14 protein-coding genes and 1 tRNA gene are annotated in these 17,893 nt (G+C 62.8%); 7 read left to right on the top strand and 8 right to left on the bottom strand.

Translation table 11 applies throughout. From position 1 onward, the window contains the following. Positions 1-101: 101 nt before the first annotated feature. Positions 102-2,651, top strand: a complete 2,550-nt coding sequence (gene pepN, locus JOF48_RS15420) for an aminopeptidase N (protein ID WP_209682034.1) — start codon at positions 102-104, stop codon at positions 2,649-2,651. Between the two features lie 147 nt (positions 2,652-2,798). Next, entirely contained in the window at positions 2,799-3,281 is a 483-nt protein-coding gene (locus tag JOF48_RS15415) for an OsmC family protein (protein ID WP_209682032.1), read from the top strand. Here the strand turns inward: JOF48_RS15415 and JOF48_RS20080 are convergent. Both JOF48_RS20080 and JOF48_RS20075 read right to left on the bottom strand, forming a co-directional pair. Further along, complete coding sequence (locus JOF48_RS20080; RefSeq protein ID WP_342591267.1) at positions 3,278-3,793, bottom strand: low temperature requirement protein A; 516 nt, start codon at positions 3,791-3,793, stop codon at positions 3,278-3,280. The genes JOF48_RS15415 and JOF48_RS20080 overlap by 4 nt on opposite strands. Continuing rightward, a complete protein-coding gene (locus tag JOF48_RS20075; RefSeq protein ID WP_342591266.1) occupies positions 3,787-4,482 on the bottom strand; it encodes a low temperature requirement protein A in 696 nt (231 codons plus the stop codon). Before JOF48_RS20075 ends, JOF48_RS20080 begins: the two co-directional genes overlap by 7 nt. A 196-nt stretch (positions 4,483-4,678) precedes the next feature. Here JOF48_RS20075 and JOF48_RS15405 point away from each other — a divergent pair, with 196 nt between their 5' ends. Both JOF48_RS15405 and JOF48_RS15400 read left to right on the top strand, forming a co-directional pair. After that, positions 4,679-5,443, top strand: coding sequence for a mechanosensitive ion channel family protein (locus tag JOF48_RS15405; protein ID WP_425353741.1), 765 nt, complete (start codon positions 4,679-4,681; stop codon positions 5,441-5,443). A 197-nt stretch (positions 5,444-5,640) separates the two neighbouring features. Further along, a complete protein-coding gene (locus JOF48_RS15400; protein WP_342591340.1) occupies positions 5,641-6,096 on the top strand; it encodes a globin in 456 nt (151 codons plus the stop codon). Positions 6,097-6,249: 153 nt separating this feature from the next. Here the strand turns inward: JOF48_RS15400 and JOF48_RS15395 are convergent, their stop codons facing one another. Beyond that, positions 6,250-6,918, bottom strand: coding sequence for a DUF8185 domain-containing protein (locus tag JOF48_RS15395; protein ID WP_209682028.1), 669 nt, complete (start codon positions 6,916-6,918; stop codon positions 6,250-6,252). Then, on the bottom strand, positions 6,918-7,400 hold the full coding sequence (locus tag JOF48_RS15390; protein ID WP_209682026.1) for an acyl-CoA thioesterase: 483 nt from the start codon (positions 7,398-7,400) through the stop codon (positions 6,918-6,920). The genes JOF48_RS15395 and JOF48_RS15390 overlap by 1 nt, the downstream gene beginning before the upstream one ends. 126 nt (positions 7,401-7,526) lie before the next feature. On the opposite strand from JOF48_RS15390, the gene JOF48_RS15385 reads away from it, so the two are divergent. Then, entirely contained in the window at positions 7,527-8,432 is a 906-nt protein-coding gene (locus JOF48_RS15385) for an acyl-CoA thioesterase (protein WP_209682025.1), read from the top strand. A gap of 51 nt (positions 8,433-8,483) precedes the next feature. On the opposite strand, the gene JOF48_RS15380 is transcribed toward JOF48_RS15385, so the two are convergent. From JOF48_RS15380 to JOF48_RS15365, 4 genes are all read right to left on the bottom strand, one after another. Beyond that, positions 8,484-10,268 (bottom strand): BCCT family transporter, encoded by a 1,785-nt coding sequence (locus tag JOF48_RS15380; RefSeq protein WP_209682023.1) that lies wholly within the window; start codon positions 10,266-10,268, stop codon positions 8,484-8,486. A gap of 79 nt (positions 10,269-10,347) precedes the next feature. Further along, entirely contained in the window at positions 10,348-12,030 is a 1,683-nt protein-coding gene (gene ettA / locus JOF48_RS15375; protein WP_209682016.1) for an energy-dependent translational throttle protein EttA, read from the bottom strand. Between the two features lie 92 nt (positions 12,031-12,122). Next, on the bottom strand, positions 12,123-12,581 hold the full coding sequence (locus JOF48_RS19775; RefSeq protein WP_245346569.1) for a DUF6993 domain-containing protein: 459 nt from the start codon (positions 12,579-12,581) through the stop codon (positions 12,123-12,125). Between the two features lie 102 nt (positions 12,582-12,683). Next, positions 12,684-13,298, bottom strand: coding sequence for a single-stranded DNA-binding protein (locus JOF48_RS15365; protein WP_209682014.1), 615 nt, complete (start codon positions 13,296-13,298; stop codon positions 12,684-12,686). Positions 13,299-13,481: 183 nt separating this feature from the next. Here JOF48_RS15365 and JOF48_RS15360 point away from each other — a divergent pair. Next, a tRNA-Arg gene (locus JOF48_RS15360) sits at positions 13,482-13,557 on the top strand. A 1,360-nt stretch (positions 13,558-14,917) separates the two neighbouring features. Next, positions 14,918-17,881, top strand: a complete 2,964-nt coding sequence (locus JOF48_RS15355) for a DNA methyltransferase (RefSeq protein ID WP_209682013.1) — start codon at positions 14,918-14,920, stop codon at positions 17,879-17,881. Positions 17,882-17,893: the final 12 nt, after the last annotated feature.

The following is a 17,893-nucleotide window of genomic DNA, read 5'->3' as shown; positions in this document are numbered from 1 at the left end:
CAGGGGCACGGCGGAACTAAAAGTATGATGTTTGCAACACCGGCCGTCGCGCCCGCCGCGACCCCATCCCACCACGGAATCGTAGGTACCCCTTGCCTGGCATGAATCTCACCCGCGCCGAAGCCATCGAGCGCACATCCACCCTCACCGTCAGCCACTATGACGTGGCCCTTGACCTGACCACCTCGGACACAACCTTCTCCTCAACCACCACGGTGAGCTTCACCGCAAAGGAGGGCTCGTCGTCGTTCATTGACGCCGTGACACACAAGGTGCACCGGGTGACCCTGAACGGCACGGACCTCGATCCGGCAGAAGTGTCCGACGGCGTCCGCATCCAGCTGCCGAACCTCGCCGCCGAAAACGTGCTGACCGTGCACGCCGACGCGCTCTACATGAACACGGGCGAGGGCCTGCACCGCTTTGTGGATCCCGTGGACGGCGAGGTCTACCTGTACAGCCAGTTCGAGGTGCCGGATTCCCGCCGCATGTTTGCCGTGTTCGAGCAGCCCGACCAGAAGGCAACGTTCACCTTCCATGTCCTGGCCCCGGTCCACTGGGACGTCATCTCCAACTCCCCCACCCCGGCCCCCGAGGCTGCCGGCGAGGGCAAGGCGGTGTGGCACTTTGAACCCACCCTGAAGATGTCCAGCTACATCACCGCGCTCATCGCCGGCCCCTACGAGTGCGTGCGCTCCGAGCTGACCAGCTCGGACGGCCGCACCATTCCGCTGGGCGTGTTTGCCCGGAAGTCGCTCATGGAGTTCCTCGACGCGGAGAACGTATTTGAGCTGACCCGCCAGGGCTTCGAGTTCTTCGAGGAGCAGTTCGGCACCCCGTACCCGTTCCCCAAGTACGACCAGCTCTTCGTGCCCGAGTTCAACGCCGGTGCCATGGAAAACGCGGGCGCCGTGACGTTCCTGGAAAGCTACGTTTTCCGGTCCAAGGTCACCGACGCCATGGTGGAACGCCGCGCCATCACCATCCTGCACGAGCTGGCCCACATGTGGTTCGGCGACCTGGTGACCATGCGCTGGTGGAACGACCTCTGGCTCAACGAATCCTTCGCGGAATTCATGTCCACCCTGGCGGCCGCGCAGAACACGAAGTACGTGGACTCCTGGACCACCTTCTCCTCGCTGGAGAAGAGCTGGGCCTACCGCCAGGACCAGCTGCCCTCCACCCACCCCATCAAGGCCGAGATCAACGACCTCGAGGATGTGCTGGTCAACTTTGACGGCATCACCTACGCCAAGGGCGCCTCCGTGCTGCGCCAGCTCGTGGCCTGGGTGGGCCAGGAACAGTTCATGGCCGGCGTGCGCGCCTATTTCGCCAAGCACGCCTGGGGCAACACGGAACTGCCCGACTTGATGGTGGAGCTTGAGGCCGCCAGCGGCCGAGACCTCACAGCCTGGACTGAGCAGTGGCTGGAGACGGCGGGGGTCAACAAGTTCACCCCCGAGATTTCGGTGGACGGCGACGGCGTGATCACCTCGTTCTCGATCCTTCAGTCCGCCGTGGCCGAGCACCCGGTGCTGCGCCCCCACCGCGCCGCCGTGGGCTTCTACAACATGGCCGCCGGGGGCGAAGATGCTGGAAAGCTCGTCCGCACCCACCGCGTGGAGCTGGACGTTGACGGTGCCGTGACCGAGGTCCCGGAGCTGGTGGGCCTGCAGCGCCCCGCCCTCGTCCTGCTCAACGACGATGACCTCGCCTACGCCAAAATCCGCCTCGACGCCCAGTCCCTGGCCACGGCTAAGGCGCACCTGAAGGACTTCAAGGAATCCCTCCCCCGGACCCTTGTCTCGGCCTCCGCCTGGGATGCCGCGCGCGACGGCGAAACCCCCGCCCGCGAGTACGTGGACTTTGTGCTGGCAACCATTGGCTATGAGAGCGACTCAACAGTCATCATGGTGCTGCTGCGCCAGCTGGCCACCGCCCTGGCGTACTACGTGGCCCCGGAGCATCAGAAGGCCACGGCCGTGGCCGCCGCGGATTCCCTGTGGGAGCTGGCCAAGGGTGCCGGCGCCGGCTCCGACGCCCAGCTGCAGTTCGTGAAGGCGTTCGCTGCGCACGCCCAGACTGATGCCCAGCTGGACCTGGTGCAGTCCGTCCTGGACGGGGAAACCACCCTGGACGGGCTGGCCCTGGACACCGACATGCGCTGGGAGTTCATCATCTCCCTCGCCGCCGGCGGCCGCGCCGGGGCGTCCGTGATCGATGCCGCACTGGCCTTGGACAATACCCAGAACGGCCAGCTCGCGGCAGCCACCGCCCACGCAGCCATCCCCACGGCGGAAGGCAAGGCTGGGACCTGGGCGTCCGTCGTCGAACTCGGGGAAGGCGCCAACGCCGTGCAGCGCGCAGCCATTGACGGCTTCACGAAGGTGTGGGACACGGCGCTGCTTGAGCCGTACGTGGCGAAGTACTTTGGCGCGATCCGGCAGGTGTGGGAGAGCAAGTCGTACGAGACGGCGTCGACCATCATCACGGGACTGTACCCGGTGCAGCTGGTGAAGCAGTCCACGCTGGACGCCACGGATGCGTTCCTGGCGGACCTCGGCGAGGACGTTCCGGCCCTGCGCCGCCTGCTCGTGGAGAGCCGCGACACCGTGGTGCGCGCGCTCAAGGCCCAGGCCGCGGACGCCTGATTGCCGTTTCTGCGGCGGCTGCCCGGCGCCGCCGCCGCAGAAACAAGTGGCGCCCACGCTGGCGTTCCGTTCCACGGCCGCCGGGTATCCCAACGGCCGTGCCGCGTTGCAGTCCTCACCGCTGGGCCCGCCGCTATACGCTGGAGTATGGCGCTAAACGAACACCACTACGAAATCAACGTCAACTGGACGGGCAACCTGGGCACGGGGACGTCCGGATACCGGGCCTACAGCCGCGACCACACCGTCACGGCTGAGGGCCTGCCGGAGCTGCTGGGCTCGGCCGACAGGACGTTCCACGGCGACCGGGAACGCTGGAACCCGGAGCAGCTGCTGCTGACGGCGCTGGCGCAGTGCCACATGCTCTCCTACCTCCACGTCGCCGTCAACCACGGCGTGGTGGTGACCAAGTATGAGGACTCGGCCGCCGGGACCCTGATCTTGAACCCCGATGGTTCGGGCCAGTTTGAATCCGCCACGCTGCACCCCAAGGTTTATCTGGCCGACCCCGCCATGGAGGAACTGGCGCTGTCGCTGCATGCCGAGGCCGCATCGAAGTGCTTCATCGCCCGCAGCGTGAACTTCCCCGTCCACCACGAGCCGGGGCTGCTCACGCCCACTGTTGACTAGCCTTTGGCCGGCCGGCCATTTGGCCGGCCGTGTGGCTCGGCGGGGTTCCCTGACACCTTGCGGCGCAGGGGCGTGCGGCGCTCCACCGGCGGCCGCAGCTCCAGCACCACCACCATGAGCACCAGCACCCCGGCCGTGGCGATGAGGTTGTACGGGTTGGGAATCACCGGGTCCAGCAGGACCACCAGCGCACCGAGCGGAACCACCGTATTGACGAGCCGGCCGGCATTGTCCTTGACCGCGATCCACCAAATGCCCAGCACAAAAACGGCCACGGGAATGGCCACCGTGAAGGAAGCGCCGGTGCCGTCCAGCACGGCCCGGCCGGTCAGCACATCGATCTCCACCTCGATTCCCGCCGACAGTGCACCGGCGGCGGCAAACACAAAATAGTGGACGTACCCGTACCGCAGCGAACTGCCAAAGCTCCGGATCGCTTCGTGATGCGGGGGCCAAAAGTAGATCCACCACAGCGCCGCCGTCGAAACAAATGCGGCAGCGGCAATCACCACCAGCGGGCCAGCGCCTCGACGTCGGACAGGGCCGCGATAATGGCGTTGCTGGAGCCGAGCAGGCTGCCGCCCAGCAGGATCAGCGTAAACAGCCCATACCGTTCCGTGATGTGGTGCGGGTGCCAGGGCGTGTTGCCGGTGCGCTCGGCCACCACGGGAATGGCCAGCTCAGCGGCAATGAGCAGGACAAGTGCCGCCGCGGCTGCCGGCCCTTCCAGCAGGAGCCACAGCAGCCACAGCACCTGGACCACCGCAATCCCGGTGGCGTAGCGCAATGTGGTGCGGCGGCGGCCTCCAGCCCGCCGGGCGGCCCGAAGCCACTGCGCCACCATGGCCACGCGCATGACAACATAGCCGAGCACCAGCACGGTGAAGTTGCTGCCGGCAAAGACGGGCGGGATGCCTGCCGTCAGCACCAGCACCCCGGCCATCTGGAGGATGGTGAGCAGCTTGTACAGCCAGTCCTCGGCCGCGAAGGAGGTGGCGAACCAGGTGAAGTTCATCCACGCCCACCACACGCCGAAGAACACGACGGCGTAGGACACCAGCCCTTCCCAGATGCGCCCCTCGGCGAAGGAATCATGCAGCTGGGCTGATGCAACGGCAACCGCCACCGCAAACACCAGGTCAAAGAACAGCTCCAGGGAACTGGACACCCGGCCGGGCTCGTGCGGGTCCCTCGGCTTCATGGGAATCAGTCTCGATGGCGGCATGCGCAACATCCTACGCGCCGCAGCAATTGAGTTTCGGTGGTGCCCAGGCGTTCCGGAGGCAGGACGGCGCGCCTCGGGGAACAACTCCCGGCCCCGCCCGCGTTAGGCTAGAGGTCAGCACCCGCGCCACCGAGAAGGGACCAGGGTTAGAGCTCCAGTGCCACAAACCGACATCACCACCGCCCTCGAGAACACCTTTGTGGAAGATTTGATCAACGCCGGCATTGTGCTGGCGGTGGGGCTGGCCGTCTGGCTGGTCCTGCACTACGCCATCCGCATCGTCGTCAAGCGCGTCCAGGCCGACAGCCCCGTCCTGGAACGCCGTTCCCTGCGCTGGGCGGCCCCCATGCTGCGCAACATCGACCCCGTGGTCCGGGCCCTCGACCAGGAACGCCGCGTCCAGCGCGCCCGCACGGTCGGCTCGCTGCTGAACTCGGTGCTCACCGCCGTGGTGGCGACCGTGACCGGCTTTTACGTCCTCATGGCGTTCAACATCAACGTGGCCCCGCTCATCGCCAGCGTCGGCGTGCTCGGCATCGCCATTGGTTTCGGCTGCCAACAGCTCATCCGAGACTTCCTGGCGGGCATCTGCATCACCCTCGAGGACCAATACGGAATCGGCGACGTCATCCAAACCAGCGAAGTCGTCGGCAGCGTGGAGTATGTGGGCCTTCGCATCACCCGGGTCATGGGCGAGGACGGCACGCTCTGGTACCTGCGCAACGGCGAGATCCTGCGCCTGGGCAACCGGTCCAAGGGCCACTACCAGCCGCCTGCGGAAGAGCTGCCCGACGGCGGGGCCGCGCCTGCCGCTGCCGGGACCGCCGCGGGCGGTGCCGCACCTGCCGTGGCTGCCGGGCCGGCGTCGGACACCAACGGCCAGGCGGGCGAACAGGCCCGCACAGACACGCAGCGCGCGGAACCCCCGGCGGGCTGAATCCCCGTGCACCGGCGCCCCACTCTTGAATCCCAACACTAGAAAGCACCCGATACACCATGAGTTCCCAGTACAACCCGACGTCCCCCTTCGCCAACGGTCCGGCGGCCAACGATGCCGCGGAGGGCGGGGCGGACGGGGGCGTGCCGATTCCGTCGCGCTTTGGCGAGCCGCTGGCCACGCTCCAGCCGATCCCCGTGAGTGTTGGGCGTCCGCAGCCGTCCACGTCGGGGCCGAAGCCGGATGACGAGGTGGACTACTCGGATACGTTCTACGGCCAGGTTGGCGGGCACGAAGTCTTCGCGAAGATCATCCACGTGTTCTACCAGGGCATTGCCGCCGATCCGCTGCTGCGCGCCATGTACGCGGAGGAGGACCTGGGCCCGGCCGAACACCGCATGCTGATGTTCACGGAACAGTACTGGGGCGGGCCGCGCACGTACCTGGAGGAACGCGGCCACCCGCGCCTACGCATGCGGCACGTGCCGTTCGCCGTCACCCCGGAAGCCCGCGACCGTTGGCTCGCCGCCATGCGCAAGGGCATTGACGCCGCCGAGCTCTCCCCCATGCACGACGCCACCCTGTGGGACTACATGGAGCGCGCCGCCCACTCGCTGGTCAACGCGCCGTCGGATCCGTCCCAGGCGCTTTAGCGTTCGACGCCGGAGGGGCGGCTTCCGTCTCCACCCGGCACAAACCCCATCCTGCACAATGAAGCCGGTCCCGCCAACTGAGCCCGAGATATCGGGATCATTTGGCGGGACCGGCTTCATTTTCTTGGAAAGCGTGTTTTTTGGCGGGCCCCGCTAGAGCAGCGACTGGGGCTTGACGAGGATGTGGCCGCGCGCCGTGCTCAGGCGCAGCCAGTTGTGGGAGCTGAACACCGAGGCCGTCTCCCCCGGCACCAGGAAGCCCAGCGCATAGCCGGCGAATGCCGCACCGCCGGGCAGCGCGCCCGGGGCACCGTCAATGGGCCGGCCCCAGACGGAAGCGCGGATGTTGTTGACCAGCAGGGCCCCGGGGTTGACCGGAATGATCTGCCCGATCTCCTGCACGCCGGTCTTCGCGACGTCAATGAGCGCGTCCGTGTCCATGGTTCCAAGCTCCGCCCACGCACCCCGCGGGGCACCGATGCCGGCCCACGATTCGTGCACCGCCACGGGCGGGATCGGCAGCCGGAGGTCGTCGCCGCCCATGCGCGCCAGGCGGTCCGCCACCGACGACAGTGAGACCGTCACGTCAATGTCCGACGGCGTCCCGAGCGCCATGGTGCGCAGCCCCAGGACCGTGGGGGTGCCTTCGCCCAAAAGCTTCCCGCGCATGACGCATACATACGCCGCGAGGACGTGACCGGCCCCCTGAAGGCGAATGGCGCCGTCGTCCGCGGTGCGGGCACGGCTCACAAAGGTGCGCAGGTCGGCAACAGTGCCTGCATCATCCAGGACCAGTTCTTCGGTGTGCGTGGCGGTGGACATCAGCGGGCTCCTTGGGTGGTGGCGGTGCGGGCGGGCCCGCGCTTGAACGGAACAGGCTCCCCGCGCCAGGCCTCGAGCGCCCCGCGCTGTGCGGGGGTCAGCCGGACGGGGCGTCCCGTGGTGCGTGAGACCAGGACCATGGAGGTGGCGGCCTGCGCGTAAATGACGGAGGTGTCGGCCTCGGTGACGGTGTAACCAAAGTCGAAGCTGGAGCCGCCCACGTTGGTGACCCAGATGTTGACGAAAACAGGGGTGGGGCGGAAGCTGATGGGCGCCAGGTACTCGATCTCGTTCCGGCCCACGAGCGTGAACAGCTCCGTTCCCACGAGGTCCTGGAAGTTGCCGCCGCCAGGCAGTTCGGCGTAGGTCAGCTGGACGCGGGCATCCTCGAGGTACTGCAGGAACACCACGTTGTTGACATGGTTGTAGGAGTCGATGTCGCCAAAACGGATTTGCTGCGTGATCTGAATGCCGGGAGCCATGGGCCCATCATCTCAAAGGCACGGGGGCGCCACCAATCGATGTCCGCAAGGTCACAGCCGAAAAGCCCGCAGCCGCGGCGGAGTGGCCATTTGTCGCGGGCGCCCGCCGACACATAGAGTCACGTTATGAGCCCAACGCCTCCCCACAACGACCCCATGGAAACCCTCCTCGGCATCCTGGAACTTTCCGATGCCGGAGGAGCCCAGACCGATGAAGACATCTTCGTGGGGCTCGGCGACGAACACGCCCCGCGCCCGCGCCTCTTTGGCGGCCAGGTGCTGGCACAGTCCATCGTCGCCGCCGCGCGCACAGTGGAAAAGGACCACCTGGTCCACTCGATGCACGGCTATTTCCTGCGCCCCGGCGACGCCGCCTCGCCCCTGACCTTCGGCGTCCAGCGGCTGCGCGACGGCCGCTCCTTCTCCGCCCGGCGCACCCACGCCTACCAGGGCGCCGTGCCGATCCTGTCCATGATCGCCTCCTTCCAGCGCCCCGACACCGGCATCGAGCACCAGGACAAGATGCCGGAGGGCATCCCCGGCCCGGAGACGCTGCCGACGTCGGCGCAGTTGCTGGGCGGAATCGACCACCCGGTGGCACGGGCCTGGGCCTACGAACGCCCCTTCGACATCCGCCATGTGGGTGCCAACATCTATTTCGATGTCAAGGGCGAGCATGTGGCTCACCAGGCCGTGTGGCTCAAGACCCTGGGCCCCATGCCCTCGGACCAGAACCTTCACCGCGCCGCCCTCGCCTACGCCAGCGACTACACGCTCCTTGAGCCGTCGCTGCGCCGCCACGGCATCAGCTGGGCCATGCCCGGGATCAGCGTGGCCAGCCTGGACCACGCCATGTGGTGGCACCGGCCCCTCGCCGTTGACGACTGGCTGCTTTACGTTGCGGAATCGCCCAGCGCTTCCGAAGCCCGCGGCCTGAACCTGGGTCGCTTTTTCACGCGCGACGGCGTATTGGTCGCCACGGTCGCCCAGGAAGGCATGATGCGGGTGCCAGACGGCACCGTGACGGACTAGGACGCAGGCCCGGCCCGCTGCCCCACAGGCTGCGGGCGGGCCTGGCCGGTCTTATGGCTGGGGTTCGGCAGGTGTGTCCGGCGGCGGGGCAGCCAGGTCCGGCAGGGCGCCGTCGTACTCCGGCGTGCCGTTGGCACCAGACTGCCCCGGGTGGTGGCCGAACGGATCCATGCGCGGGCGCCGCGCTGCGGGAACCTGCCTGCGGAGCCGGGCGGTGAGCTGGCGCAGGCTGGCCAGCGGAGGAATGCCGTTGGGGCCGTCGACCTCGAGGCCGTAGAAGTCGCCGATGTGGTCCACGAACGCCATGCGCTTGGCTTTTTCATAGGCCCTCACCTCGCGGGAAAACGCTATGTAGGTGGAGAAGCAGATCAAGATCAGCACAACGCTGAAGGGCAGTGCGATGATGATGGCCGCCGTTTTCAGCGCTTCTAGGCCGCCCGAGAGCAGCAGGGCGCTGGCCAGGAGCGCGGTGGCGAGGGTGAAGAAGATGCGGATCCAGTTCTTGGGTTCGACGTCGCCGCCGGTAGCGATCATGCCCATGACGAGCGCCCCGGAATCGGCGGAGATGACGAAGAAGATCACAATCATCAGGATCGCGCCGATGGTCAGCACGGCGCCTGCGGGAAGCTGGTCGAGTGTGGCAAACAGTGCGCCGGCGGCGTCGACCGTGCCGTCGGGGCCCACGAGGCCGCCGGGCCCGGAGAGCTCGGAGTAAATGGCCGTCCCGCCCAGGATGCTGAACCACAGCAGCGTCACGAGGGTGGGGACGAGGATCACCCCGGACACGAACTGCCTCACGGTGCGGCCCTTTGAAATCCTGGCGATGAAGATGCCCACAAACGGCGCCCAGGACATCCACCAGCCCCAATAGAACGTGGTCCAGGTTGACTGCCACGCCTCCCCTTCGGCGCCGGAGAAGGCGCTGACGTTGAAGGCCATGCCCAGGAATTCCTGCAGGTAGTTGCCGGTGGACTGCACAAAGTTGCGGAGCAGGAACTGGGTGGGCCCCACCACCAGGAGGAAGACCACAAAGACTGCGGCCAGGATCAGGTTGGTGTTGGAGAGCCACTTCATGCCCTTGCCAACACCGGAGAGCACTGAGAAGAGCACAAAGCAGGTGACGACGGCGATGATCACCAGGTCGATGAACATCGAGGACTCGATCAGCCCGGCACTTTCCAGGCCGGCACTGATCTGCAGCACGCCGAGTCCGAGCGACGTTGCCACGCCGAAGATGGTCCCCACGAGGGCGATGACGTCGATCAAGTTGCCCAGTCCGCCGCGCACCCGCTGTCCGAGCAGGGGCTCCATGGCCCAGCGGATGGACACCGGGCGGCCGCGCCGGTGAATGGCGTAGGCCAGTGCCAGGCCGATCACCACATAAATCGACCAGGCGTGGACGCCCCAGTGCAGGAACGTCTGGGAAAAGGCCTGCTGGGCCAGGTCCCCCGGGCTGCCGGTGACGCCGGGCTTGGGTGAGGCGTAGTGGCTGAGCGGTTCGCTGACGCCGTAGAACACCAGGCCGATGCCCATGCCGGCGGCGAAAAGCAGGGAGAACCAGGAGCCGAGCGAGAACTCGGGTTCATCGTCGTCCTTGCCGAGCTTGATGTCGCCGAATTTGCTGAACCCAACCCAAAGGCTGAAGATCACCAGGGCCGTGGCCAGAAGCACGTAGTACCAGTTGAAGTAGCCGACAATAGCGCCTTGGATGCTGGCGAAGAGTGACTCCGCGGTGTTGGGTGCAATCATGGCGAAGGAGGCAAACACGATGACGATCGATGCGGCCGGCCAGAATACCCAGCGGTGGATCGTGGTCTTTGATTGAGTCGCTGACATTTCCCCAGCATAGGCGCAAAAATGGCCGGTCTCCGGGACGGGGACCGACCATTTTTGTCGATATGTGGACCGTGGTGGGTCAGTCGCGCGTGAGGCGGCGGTGCGTAACGCGGTGCGGACGGGCTGCGTCCACGCCGAGGCGCTCCACCTTGTTCTCCTCATAGGCGTCGAAGTTGCCCTCGAACCAGTGCCAGTTGGCCGGGTTCTCGTTGGTGCCTTCGTAGGCCAGGATGTGGGTGGCCACCCGGTCGAGGAACCAGCGGTCGTGCGAAACCACAACGGCACAGCCGGGGAATTCCAGCAGCGCATTTTCCAGGCTGCTGAGGGTTTCCACGTCGAGGTCGTTGGTGGGCTCATCCAAAAGCAGAAGGTTTCCACCCTGCTTGAGGGTCAGCGCCAGGTTCAGGCGGTTGCGCTCACCACCGGAGAGCACACCTGCCTTCTTCTGCTGGTCGGGCCCCTTGAAGCCGAACGCTGCAACGTAGGCGCGGGATGGCATTTCAACCTGGCCGACCTGGATGAAGTCGAGTCCGTCGGAGACAACCTCCCACAGGGTCTTGTCGGGATCGATACCGCCACGGCTCTGGTCGGCGTAGGAGATCTTGACCGACTCGCCCACCTTGAGCTTGCCGCCGTCGAGCGGTTCCAGGCCAACAATGGTCTTGAAGAGGGTCGACTTGCCGACGCCGTTGGGGCCGATGACGCCAACGATGCCGTTGCGGGGCAGGGTGAAGGAGAGCCCGTCGATCAGGACTCGGTCGCCGTAGCCCTTCTTGAGGTTTTCGGCTTCAAGCACGATCCCGCCGAGGCGCGGGCCCGGGGGAATCTGGATCTCTTCGAAGTCGAGCTTGCGGGTGCGGTCTGCTTCGGCAGCCATTTCCTCGTACCGGGCCAGACGGGCCTTGGACTTGGTCTGGCGGCCCTTGGCGTTGGAGCGTACCCACTCGAGTTCCTCGGTGAGGCGCTTGGCCTGCTTGGCGTCCTTCTTGCCCTGGACTTCCAGGCGGGCGCGCTTCTTCTCCAGGTACGTGGAGTAGTTGCCTTCGTACGGGTACAGGTGGCCGCGGTCAACTTCTGCGATCCACTCGGCCACGTGGTCAAGGAAGTACCTATCGTGGGTGACGGCCAGGACTGCGCCGGCGTAGTTCTTCAGGTGCTGTTCCAGCCAGTTCACGGACTCGGCGTCCAAGTGGTTGGTGGGCTCATCGAGGAGCAGCAGGTCCGGCTTCTGCAAAAGAAGCTTGCACAGGGCAACGCGGCGGCGCTCGCCACCGGAGAGGACCGTGACGTCGGAGTCGCCCGGCGGGCACTGGAGTGCATCCATGGCCTGCTCGAGCTGGGAGTCGATGTCCCACGCGTCGGCAGCGTCGATGGCTTCCTGCAGCTTGCCCATCTCCTCGAGGAGGGTGTCAAAGTCAGCGTCGGGGCTGGCCATTTCCTCGGAGATTTCGTTGTAGCGCTGGATCTTGCCGTAGATCTCGCCAACGCCTTCCTGGACGTTGCCCAGAACGGTCTTTTCCTCGTTCAGCGGCGGCTCCTGGAGCAAAATGCCCACAGTGTAGCCGGGGCTCAGGCGAGCCTCACCGTTGGAGGGGGTGTCCAGACCGGCCATGATCTTCAAAATGGTGGACTTACCGGCACCATTGGGACCGACGACGCCAATCTTGGCACCGGGGTAAAAAGACATGCTTACGTTGTCAAGAATGAGTTTTTCGCCAACAGCCTTGCGGGCATTGGACATCGTATAAATAAATTCCGCCATACCCCCAAGGTTAGTGGGTGCAGGCGCATATCTCACATTTGCCACCCGCTTTGTGAGCAACACTGACTTAAACTGACTTAACGGGCAGGAAGTTAGTGGACGTCGCCCACGAAACAGCGCCCTGATGCGAGAACCGGGAGCACAGTGACGGACGCCTGGCCGTCACGGACCTGGCCCACAACGCACTGCCCTTCGAGGGCGTCAGCTGCTTCCATCGCGTCCACGGCCAGGCCGGTGGGCGTGATGTCCACGGAAACTTCGACAGTATCCGGGTTGGCACCGGCGGCAACCATGGCCGCCTTCATCTGGTCACGGCTGGGCGACTTGGTGCCCGCAGCGAGACTTCCCAGTGACTCCTTGACCTTGACGGACAATTCTTGCGCCGGGGTCGGGGGCGCCTCCGAGGCTGGTGCCGGAGGATGCGTGGTGCCGGATTGGCTGGCCGCCGGTGCGTCCCCGTTTCCTTGGCTGGTTGATGGCAGCAGCGAGCAGCCGCCCAAGGCAATGGCCCCGGAGAGCGCGAGCGCTACAAATCCGGAACGCACACGCATTCGTGGGTTTGCGGGCCGGTGGCGGAGTGTCAACATGTCCAAAGTCACCCCGCCATTCTGCCATGCCGTGTCCGGATGTCAGCCCCTCGCCGCAGCGTCCGGTTAGAAGACGGCTGTGCTGCTTGCAATCTCGCCCGTTTCCGTGTCCACGGCCTCCCCATCGCCAAGCTCGTCGCCGTCGGCCTCCTGCCCGTCGTCATCACGGCCGGCTTCGTCTTGGCCGTCAGACGCTTCACCTTCAGATTCCCGGGCGAAGTCCGGCGGCTCGCTGTTGTCCGACACCAGCGAAAGGGGCGTGCTGCCCTCCGCGGCGGGTCCGCCGTCGGCCGGGGAATTGCCCTGGCCCGCAAGACGTACCCCGGTGCCGCGGTGGTATGTGGCGGTGCCGAACTGCAGGTCGAGGCCGATGCTGTCTGCGTCGATTTCGACACCCATGCCCGGATTCCCGTCCTTCCGCGTGAAGTTGGTGATCTTAAGCTTGCCCGAGACGAGGATCCGGTCGCCCTTGCTGATGCTGAGGACGGCGTTCGTGGCCAGTGACCGGAACATGTTGACCCGGAACCAGTTTGTGGGACCATCCACCCACAGGCCGCTGCCGGGATCGAGCTTGCGGATGTTGGACCCCATGCGAAAGTTGCCGACAACCAGGCCGTTGGCCATGATGCGCGTTTCAACGGGTGAGCAGACGAAGCCCCTGAGGGTGATGAGATTTGCCATTGCATTGCCTTTCGATGGACCGCCATTGAGGCGAAATTCACGTACTTCCAGCAAACGGCTTCCCCTAAGCCGCCACCAGAGGGAATCTCGCGAATGTGGACAGCTGGTGCCCTGGCCCTGCCTGTGGAGGAAGAGATTGCCCAAGAAACCTGATAATTTAGATGCGGCCCCTGGTTGGGCCACGCCTCGGTAGCTCAGCGGATAGAGCAGGAGCCTTCTAATCTCTTGGTCGTGGGTTCAATTCCCGCCCGGGGCACCAAAAAACGCCTCTGACCTGCGGTTATGTTCCGCAGGTCAGAGCCGCTTAAGGCCAAAAACAGCCCAAGTCACGTTTTACTCACGTTTTTGAACGAAAAGTTGGTCACGTTTTTGGCTTGATTTTGGGCGGAAATAGGCTCGATTTCTGCTCACGTTTTTGAGTGAACGCTCATCCATTTTCATCGACTGTCACAAGCACTGCACGCATCAGCACCATTTGCCTACGCCAGGGCACCAGCCCCAGATCCCGCTTGTCCACGGTCTCCGTGAGCATCCGGACGCCGCCTCAAACTCACCAGCACTGCGTCTAATTCAATGGCACCCAAAAGTCTGGCTACCTCTTGAGGCACCCGACACTTTGTGAATGCCCGACGGTTCCCATAATCGTGCCGCAAACCTAGCCATGAAGCCGTCCAAATCTTAACTTTCGGCGCCGTCGACAATCAGTTGAACGCCCTGAGGCAGCAGCCGTCACATGGCTTCAAATCCGTGACAATATGTGGCGCAGTCGGACGCCGTCTGCTCGGTGGCGCCTGCATCCCGGGTCGCGATGATTTTCATGACACCGGGATGGGTCCACCTAAGCATCTCCGTTCCCCTAACGATTCCAGTGAGGCCAATCTGACTCTCCCAGCTTGAGACATACGACCAGGCGTGGCATGACAACGGAACAAAAAGCCAGTAAAGCCTATGGTCCCTGGCCGACACATGCGGCTCCGCATCAGACACCTCACTGAAATCGTAAGTCTGAATTCAACCCCACCCTGACTGATGGCTTAATGAGATCGTCGGCGTTCAAGACCACTACCCAGGCCCCAGCGACTGTAGCCCCGCCCTACTCCCGTAGTAATGACCCCATCAATCAAGGTCGATAATCTCGGCCGCTCAGTCGTCGCCTGCACGGGCAACCACTGACCGGCTGTCTGGGACGAACCGGACAGAACGGCCCAGCTCGAATGATTCCCAGCGGCCCGGACATCCAGTTGAATCGCAAGAACTGCTTCACCAATTGCCATGCCCACCTGCCCACAGGCTGCCCAAAACACCGGCCCAGACGCACTTGACTCATTCCAGTCTCAACGATAAGCATGAAGAAACGATTGAGAACTCTGCATGACAATATGCACAGTTGGGCCCGATCAACCGACACGGATGGCCTCATGCCCCATGGTGTCTTGATGCCCAAAAATATGATGTCGCACCCGGCAAGGCTCAGGTTCGGACCTCCTCAAAACACACTCTATGAGAAACCACCCAAACTGTGGACGACAAACAGGCCACCACCACTACCGCCGCTGACGACAGATTGCAGCGTCATGCCGCAACATCCGTCCGACGTTCATGCATTCCGATAGAGTTCAATGAGTATTCGAACACTAGTGGGGGCAGCTATGACAGACACACGCACTGATCAAACCCGAGTGAATCCAGAAAGCGCAAGGATCCGATCTGCGCTTGCGGATCTCGCCGTCTATCGAAAGACGTACCTTTCTGGTGATGAGAAGGGCGAAGCGCAGGTGTTCTTGGAGCGCCTATTCCAAGCTTTCGGTCATGATGGAATTAATCAAGCAGGCGCAACGCTTGAGGCTCGACTGAGGCGGTCGACCGGCGGTAAGAAGACCACAGGATTCGCTGACCTGCTTTGGAAAAAGCGATGCCTCATCGAAATGAAAAAAGCCAACACCGATCTCAAACGCCACTATCGTCAGGCATTTGACTACTGGATAGCAGCAGTCCCCGATCGCCCCCGCTATGTGGTGCTGTGCAACTTCGATGAATTCTGGATCTACGACTTTGACTCTCAGTTGGACGAGCCCGTCGATCGCGTGTCATTAGACAATTTGGCAGACAGGTGGGAGGCCCTCACCTTTCTACTCCCGGAAGCGACTGACCCTGTCTTCGAGAATGACCTAGTCGCTGTCACCCGCGAGGCCGCGGCAGACGTCTCGTCAGTATTCCGATCCATGGTGTCTCGAGGAATCGAAAGATCGGTGGCTCAGCGGTTCGTACTGCAGTGTGTCATGGCGATGTTTGCTGAGGATGTCCATCTTCTCCCGACCCACATGTTCCGGGCTGCTGTCAAGGACAGCCTAGCGGATCCGCATCCTTCAGCAAGAGCTTACGACCTGCTCTTTGGACTCTTCAGGGAAATGAATACAACAGGGCTTACAGCAGGCGGACGTTTTAAAGAAGTGCCCTACTTCAACGGCGGTCTTTTCGCCAACATTGTGCCCCTCGAAATTTCTCAACCGGAGCTCTTAATGCTGTGGAAGGCTGTCTCAACAAACTGGGCGTTTGTGCGCCCCGAAATCTTCGGCACGATTTTCGAGCAATCCATGGACAAGGGCGAACGCCATGCAGCCGGCGCCCACTATACGAGCCAAGCTGATATCGCTCAGGTCGTCCTGCCCACCATAGTTAATCCATGGCGACAGCGAATTGAAGAAGCCCAGGAACGTGGAGCAGGCGGCATTGTCGCGTTGGAGAAATTACTCCCTGAGATGATGAACTTCCGCGTTTTGGATCCCGCTTGTGGATCGGGAAACTTTCTCTACGTGGCTTACAGAGAAATGAGACGCCTCGAAGCAGAAGTGCACGCGCTAATAGCGGACAAGCGCCGGAACTCAAATACGGCGGCCCAAGCCTCGTTTAGCTACGTGACCACTGACCATTTCTTTGGAATGGATATCAATGGGTTTGCGGTTGAAATGGCCAAAATTACGATGATGCTCGCAAAAAAACTCGCGGCGGACGAATTGAACGATACCGCAACTGTCCTTCCCTTGGACAATCTAGATGCGAGTATCACTCAGGCCGACTCACTCTTTAGTAAATGGCCACGGGTGGATGTTGTGATTGGAAATCCGCCGTTTCTAGGCCGCCGAAAGATGGTCGAAGAACTCGGGGTCGGATACACACAGCGTCTTGCCGCCGAGTTCCCACAAATTGGCGGCGTCAGCGACTTTGTCTCATACTGGTTTCCTTTAGCCCACGACCATATCGCGCCGGGAGCTCGTGCGGGGTTAGTTGCTACTAACTCGATTCGCCAGAATGAATCCAGATTGGTTTCCCTAGATTACATCGAAGATAACGGCGGCGTTATTACCAACGCTGTTTCCTCGAAGCCGTGGTCAGGCGAAGCTAACGTCTTTGTTTCAATCATCAACTGGATGAAGACTGATGATTCACACCCCGCTCCTGCGGAGAAAATTCTTTGGGTCAATAACGGTGAAGGTCGATTGGTTCTGGCAAAAATACCAACATCCCTTTCTCCAAACGTTGATGTACGCACAGCTAAATCCCTGAAATTCAACCAACTACCCCAAAGGTGCTTCCAAGGGCAAACTCCAGGCGTAACGAAAGTTGAAAAGGGCTTTGTGTTGAATCGGCTGCAGATGCAGGAGTTGCTAGATAAAAACGACGGTAGTGGAGACGTAGTACACCCATTTCTTGGCGGGCGGGAGATGCTGAACAAAACTGAAGTTGATCGTTGGGTTATTGACATTCCTGAATCTGATCTGCGAACTGCCCGAACAAAGTACCCTGCTGCCTATGCCCACCTGAAAGAGATGGTGCTGGGTATTCGCCAGGCGAAGGCTGACGAGCAAGCCGAGAAGAACGAATCGGCTCTCCTGAGCAATCCACAGGCAAAAGTCAACAATCACCATGCAGGTTTCCTCCAGACATGGTGGCAGCTGGGCTATCGAAGGCGAGAAATGCTTGTTGCCCTCGCGGGAATTGAACGATATATAGCCACATCCCGAGTGACTACCGTCAATCGACCCGCAGTATTCGAATTTGTTGACTCACGAATCCGCCCCAGCGATGCTCTGACTGTATTTGCTTTGGACGATGACTACTCGCTGGGCATCCTGTCGTCATCGATCCACAGAAAATGGATTGAAGCTAGGTGCTCGAGTATGAAGGGCGACCCTCGCTACACATCAACAACCGTATGGGATTGCTTTCCTTTTCCCCCGTCACCCACGCCTGCTGATGTGGCAGCCATCTCCCAGGCCATGGCGGAGGTACTTGACCTGCGCAGTGAAGCATTGGCTAATGGTGAGTCTCTAGCCTCGCAGTACGACGATCTAAGCGTTCCGGGAAGGAACCAGCTACAAACCCTTCATACGACCTTAGACAAAGCAGTATTGAAGGCCTATCACTTCTCATCAGGGGACGAAATATTGACCCAGCTGCTGGCGCTGAATCTAGAACTCGCTGAACAGCCAGAATTGGCACAGGCCCCTGGCGAGAAACGCGCAATTATCAGTTCCCATCGGGTGAACATGCCGACAACGTTAGAAATTGCCAAACCAAGGTAGACCAGGCGACGC

Source organism: Arthrobacter stackebrandtii, assembly GCF_017876675.1.
Lineage (GTDB): Bacteria > Actinomycetota > Actinomycetes > Actinomycetales > Micrococcaceae > Specibacter > Specibacter stackebrandtii.
This window is presented reverse-complemented; position numbering and strand designations above follow the sequence as displayed.

Bases quoted from the DNA above. Each gene is read 5' to 3' on its own strand.
- JOF48_RS15415 (WP_209682032.1), top strand. From the start codon at position 2,799: ATGGCGCTAAACGAACACCACTACGAAATCAACGTCAACTGGACGGGC.
- JOF48_RS20075 (WP_342591266.1), bottom strand. From the start codon at position 4,482: ATGAAGCCGAGGGACCCGCACGAGCCCGGCCGGGTGTCCAGTTCCCTG.
- JOF48_RS15390 (WP_209682026.1), bottom strand. From the start codon at position 7,400: ATGGCTCCCGGCATTCAGATCACGCAGCAAATCCGTTTTGGCGACATC.
- JOF48_RS15365 (WP_209682014.1), bottom strand. From the start codon at position 13,298: ATGGCAAATCTCATCACCCTCAGGGGCTTCGTCTGCTCACCCGTTGAA.
- JOF48_RS19775 (WP_245346569.1), bottom strand. From the start codon at position 12,581: ATGCGTGTGCGTTCCGGATTTGTAGCGCTCGCGCTCTCCGGGGCCATT.
- JOF48_RS15355 (WP_209682013.1), top strand. From the start codon at position 14,918: ATGAGTATTCGAACACTAGTGGGGGCAGCTATGACAGACACACGCACT.
- JOF48_RS15385 (WP_209682025.1), top strand. From the start codon at position 7,527: ATGAGCCCAACGCCTCCCCACAACGACCCCATGGAAACCCTCCTCGGC.
- ettA (WP_209682016.1), bottom strand. From the start codon at position 12,030: ATGGCGGAATTTATTTATACGATGTCCAATGCCCGCAAGGCTGTTGGC.
- JOF48_RS15380 (WP_209682023.1), bottom strand. From the start codon at position 10,268: ATGTCAGCGACTCAATCAAAGACCACGATCCACCGCTGGGTATTCTGG.
- pepN (WP_209682034.1), top strand. From the start codon at position 102: ATGAATCTCACCCGCGCCGAAGCCATCGAGCGCACATCCACCCTCACC.
- JOF48_RS15395 (WP_209682028.1), bottom strand. From the start codon at position 6,918: ATGTCCACCGCCACGCACACCGAAGAACTGGTCCTGGATGATGCAGGC.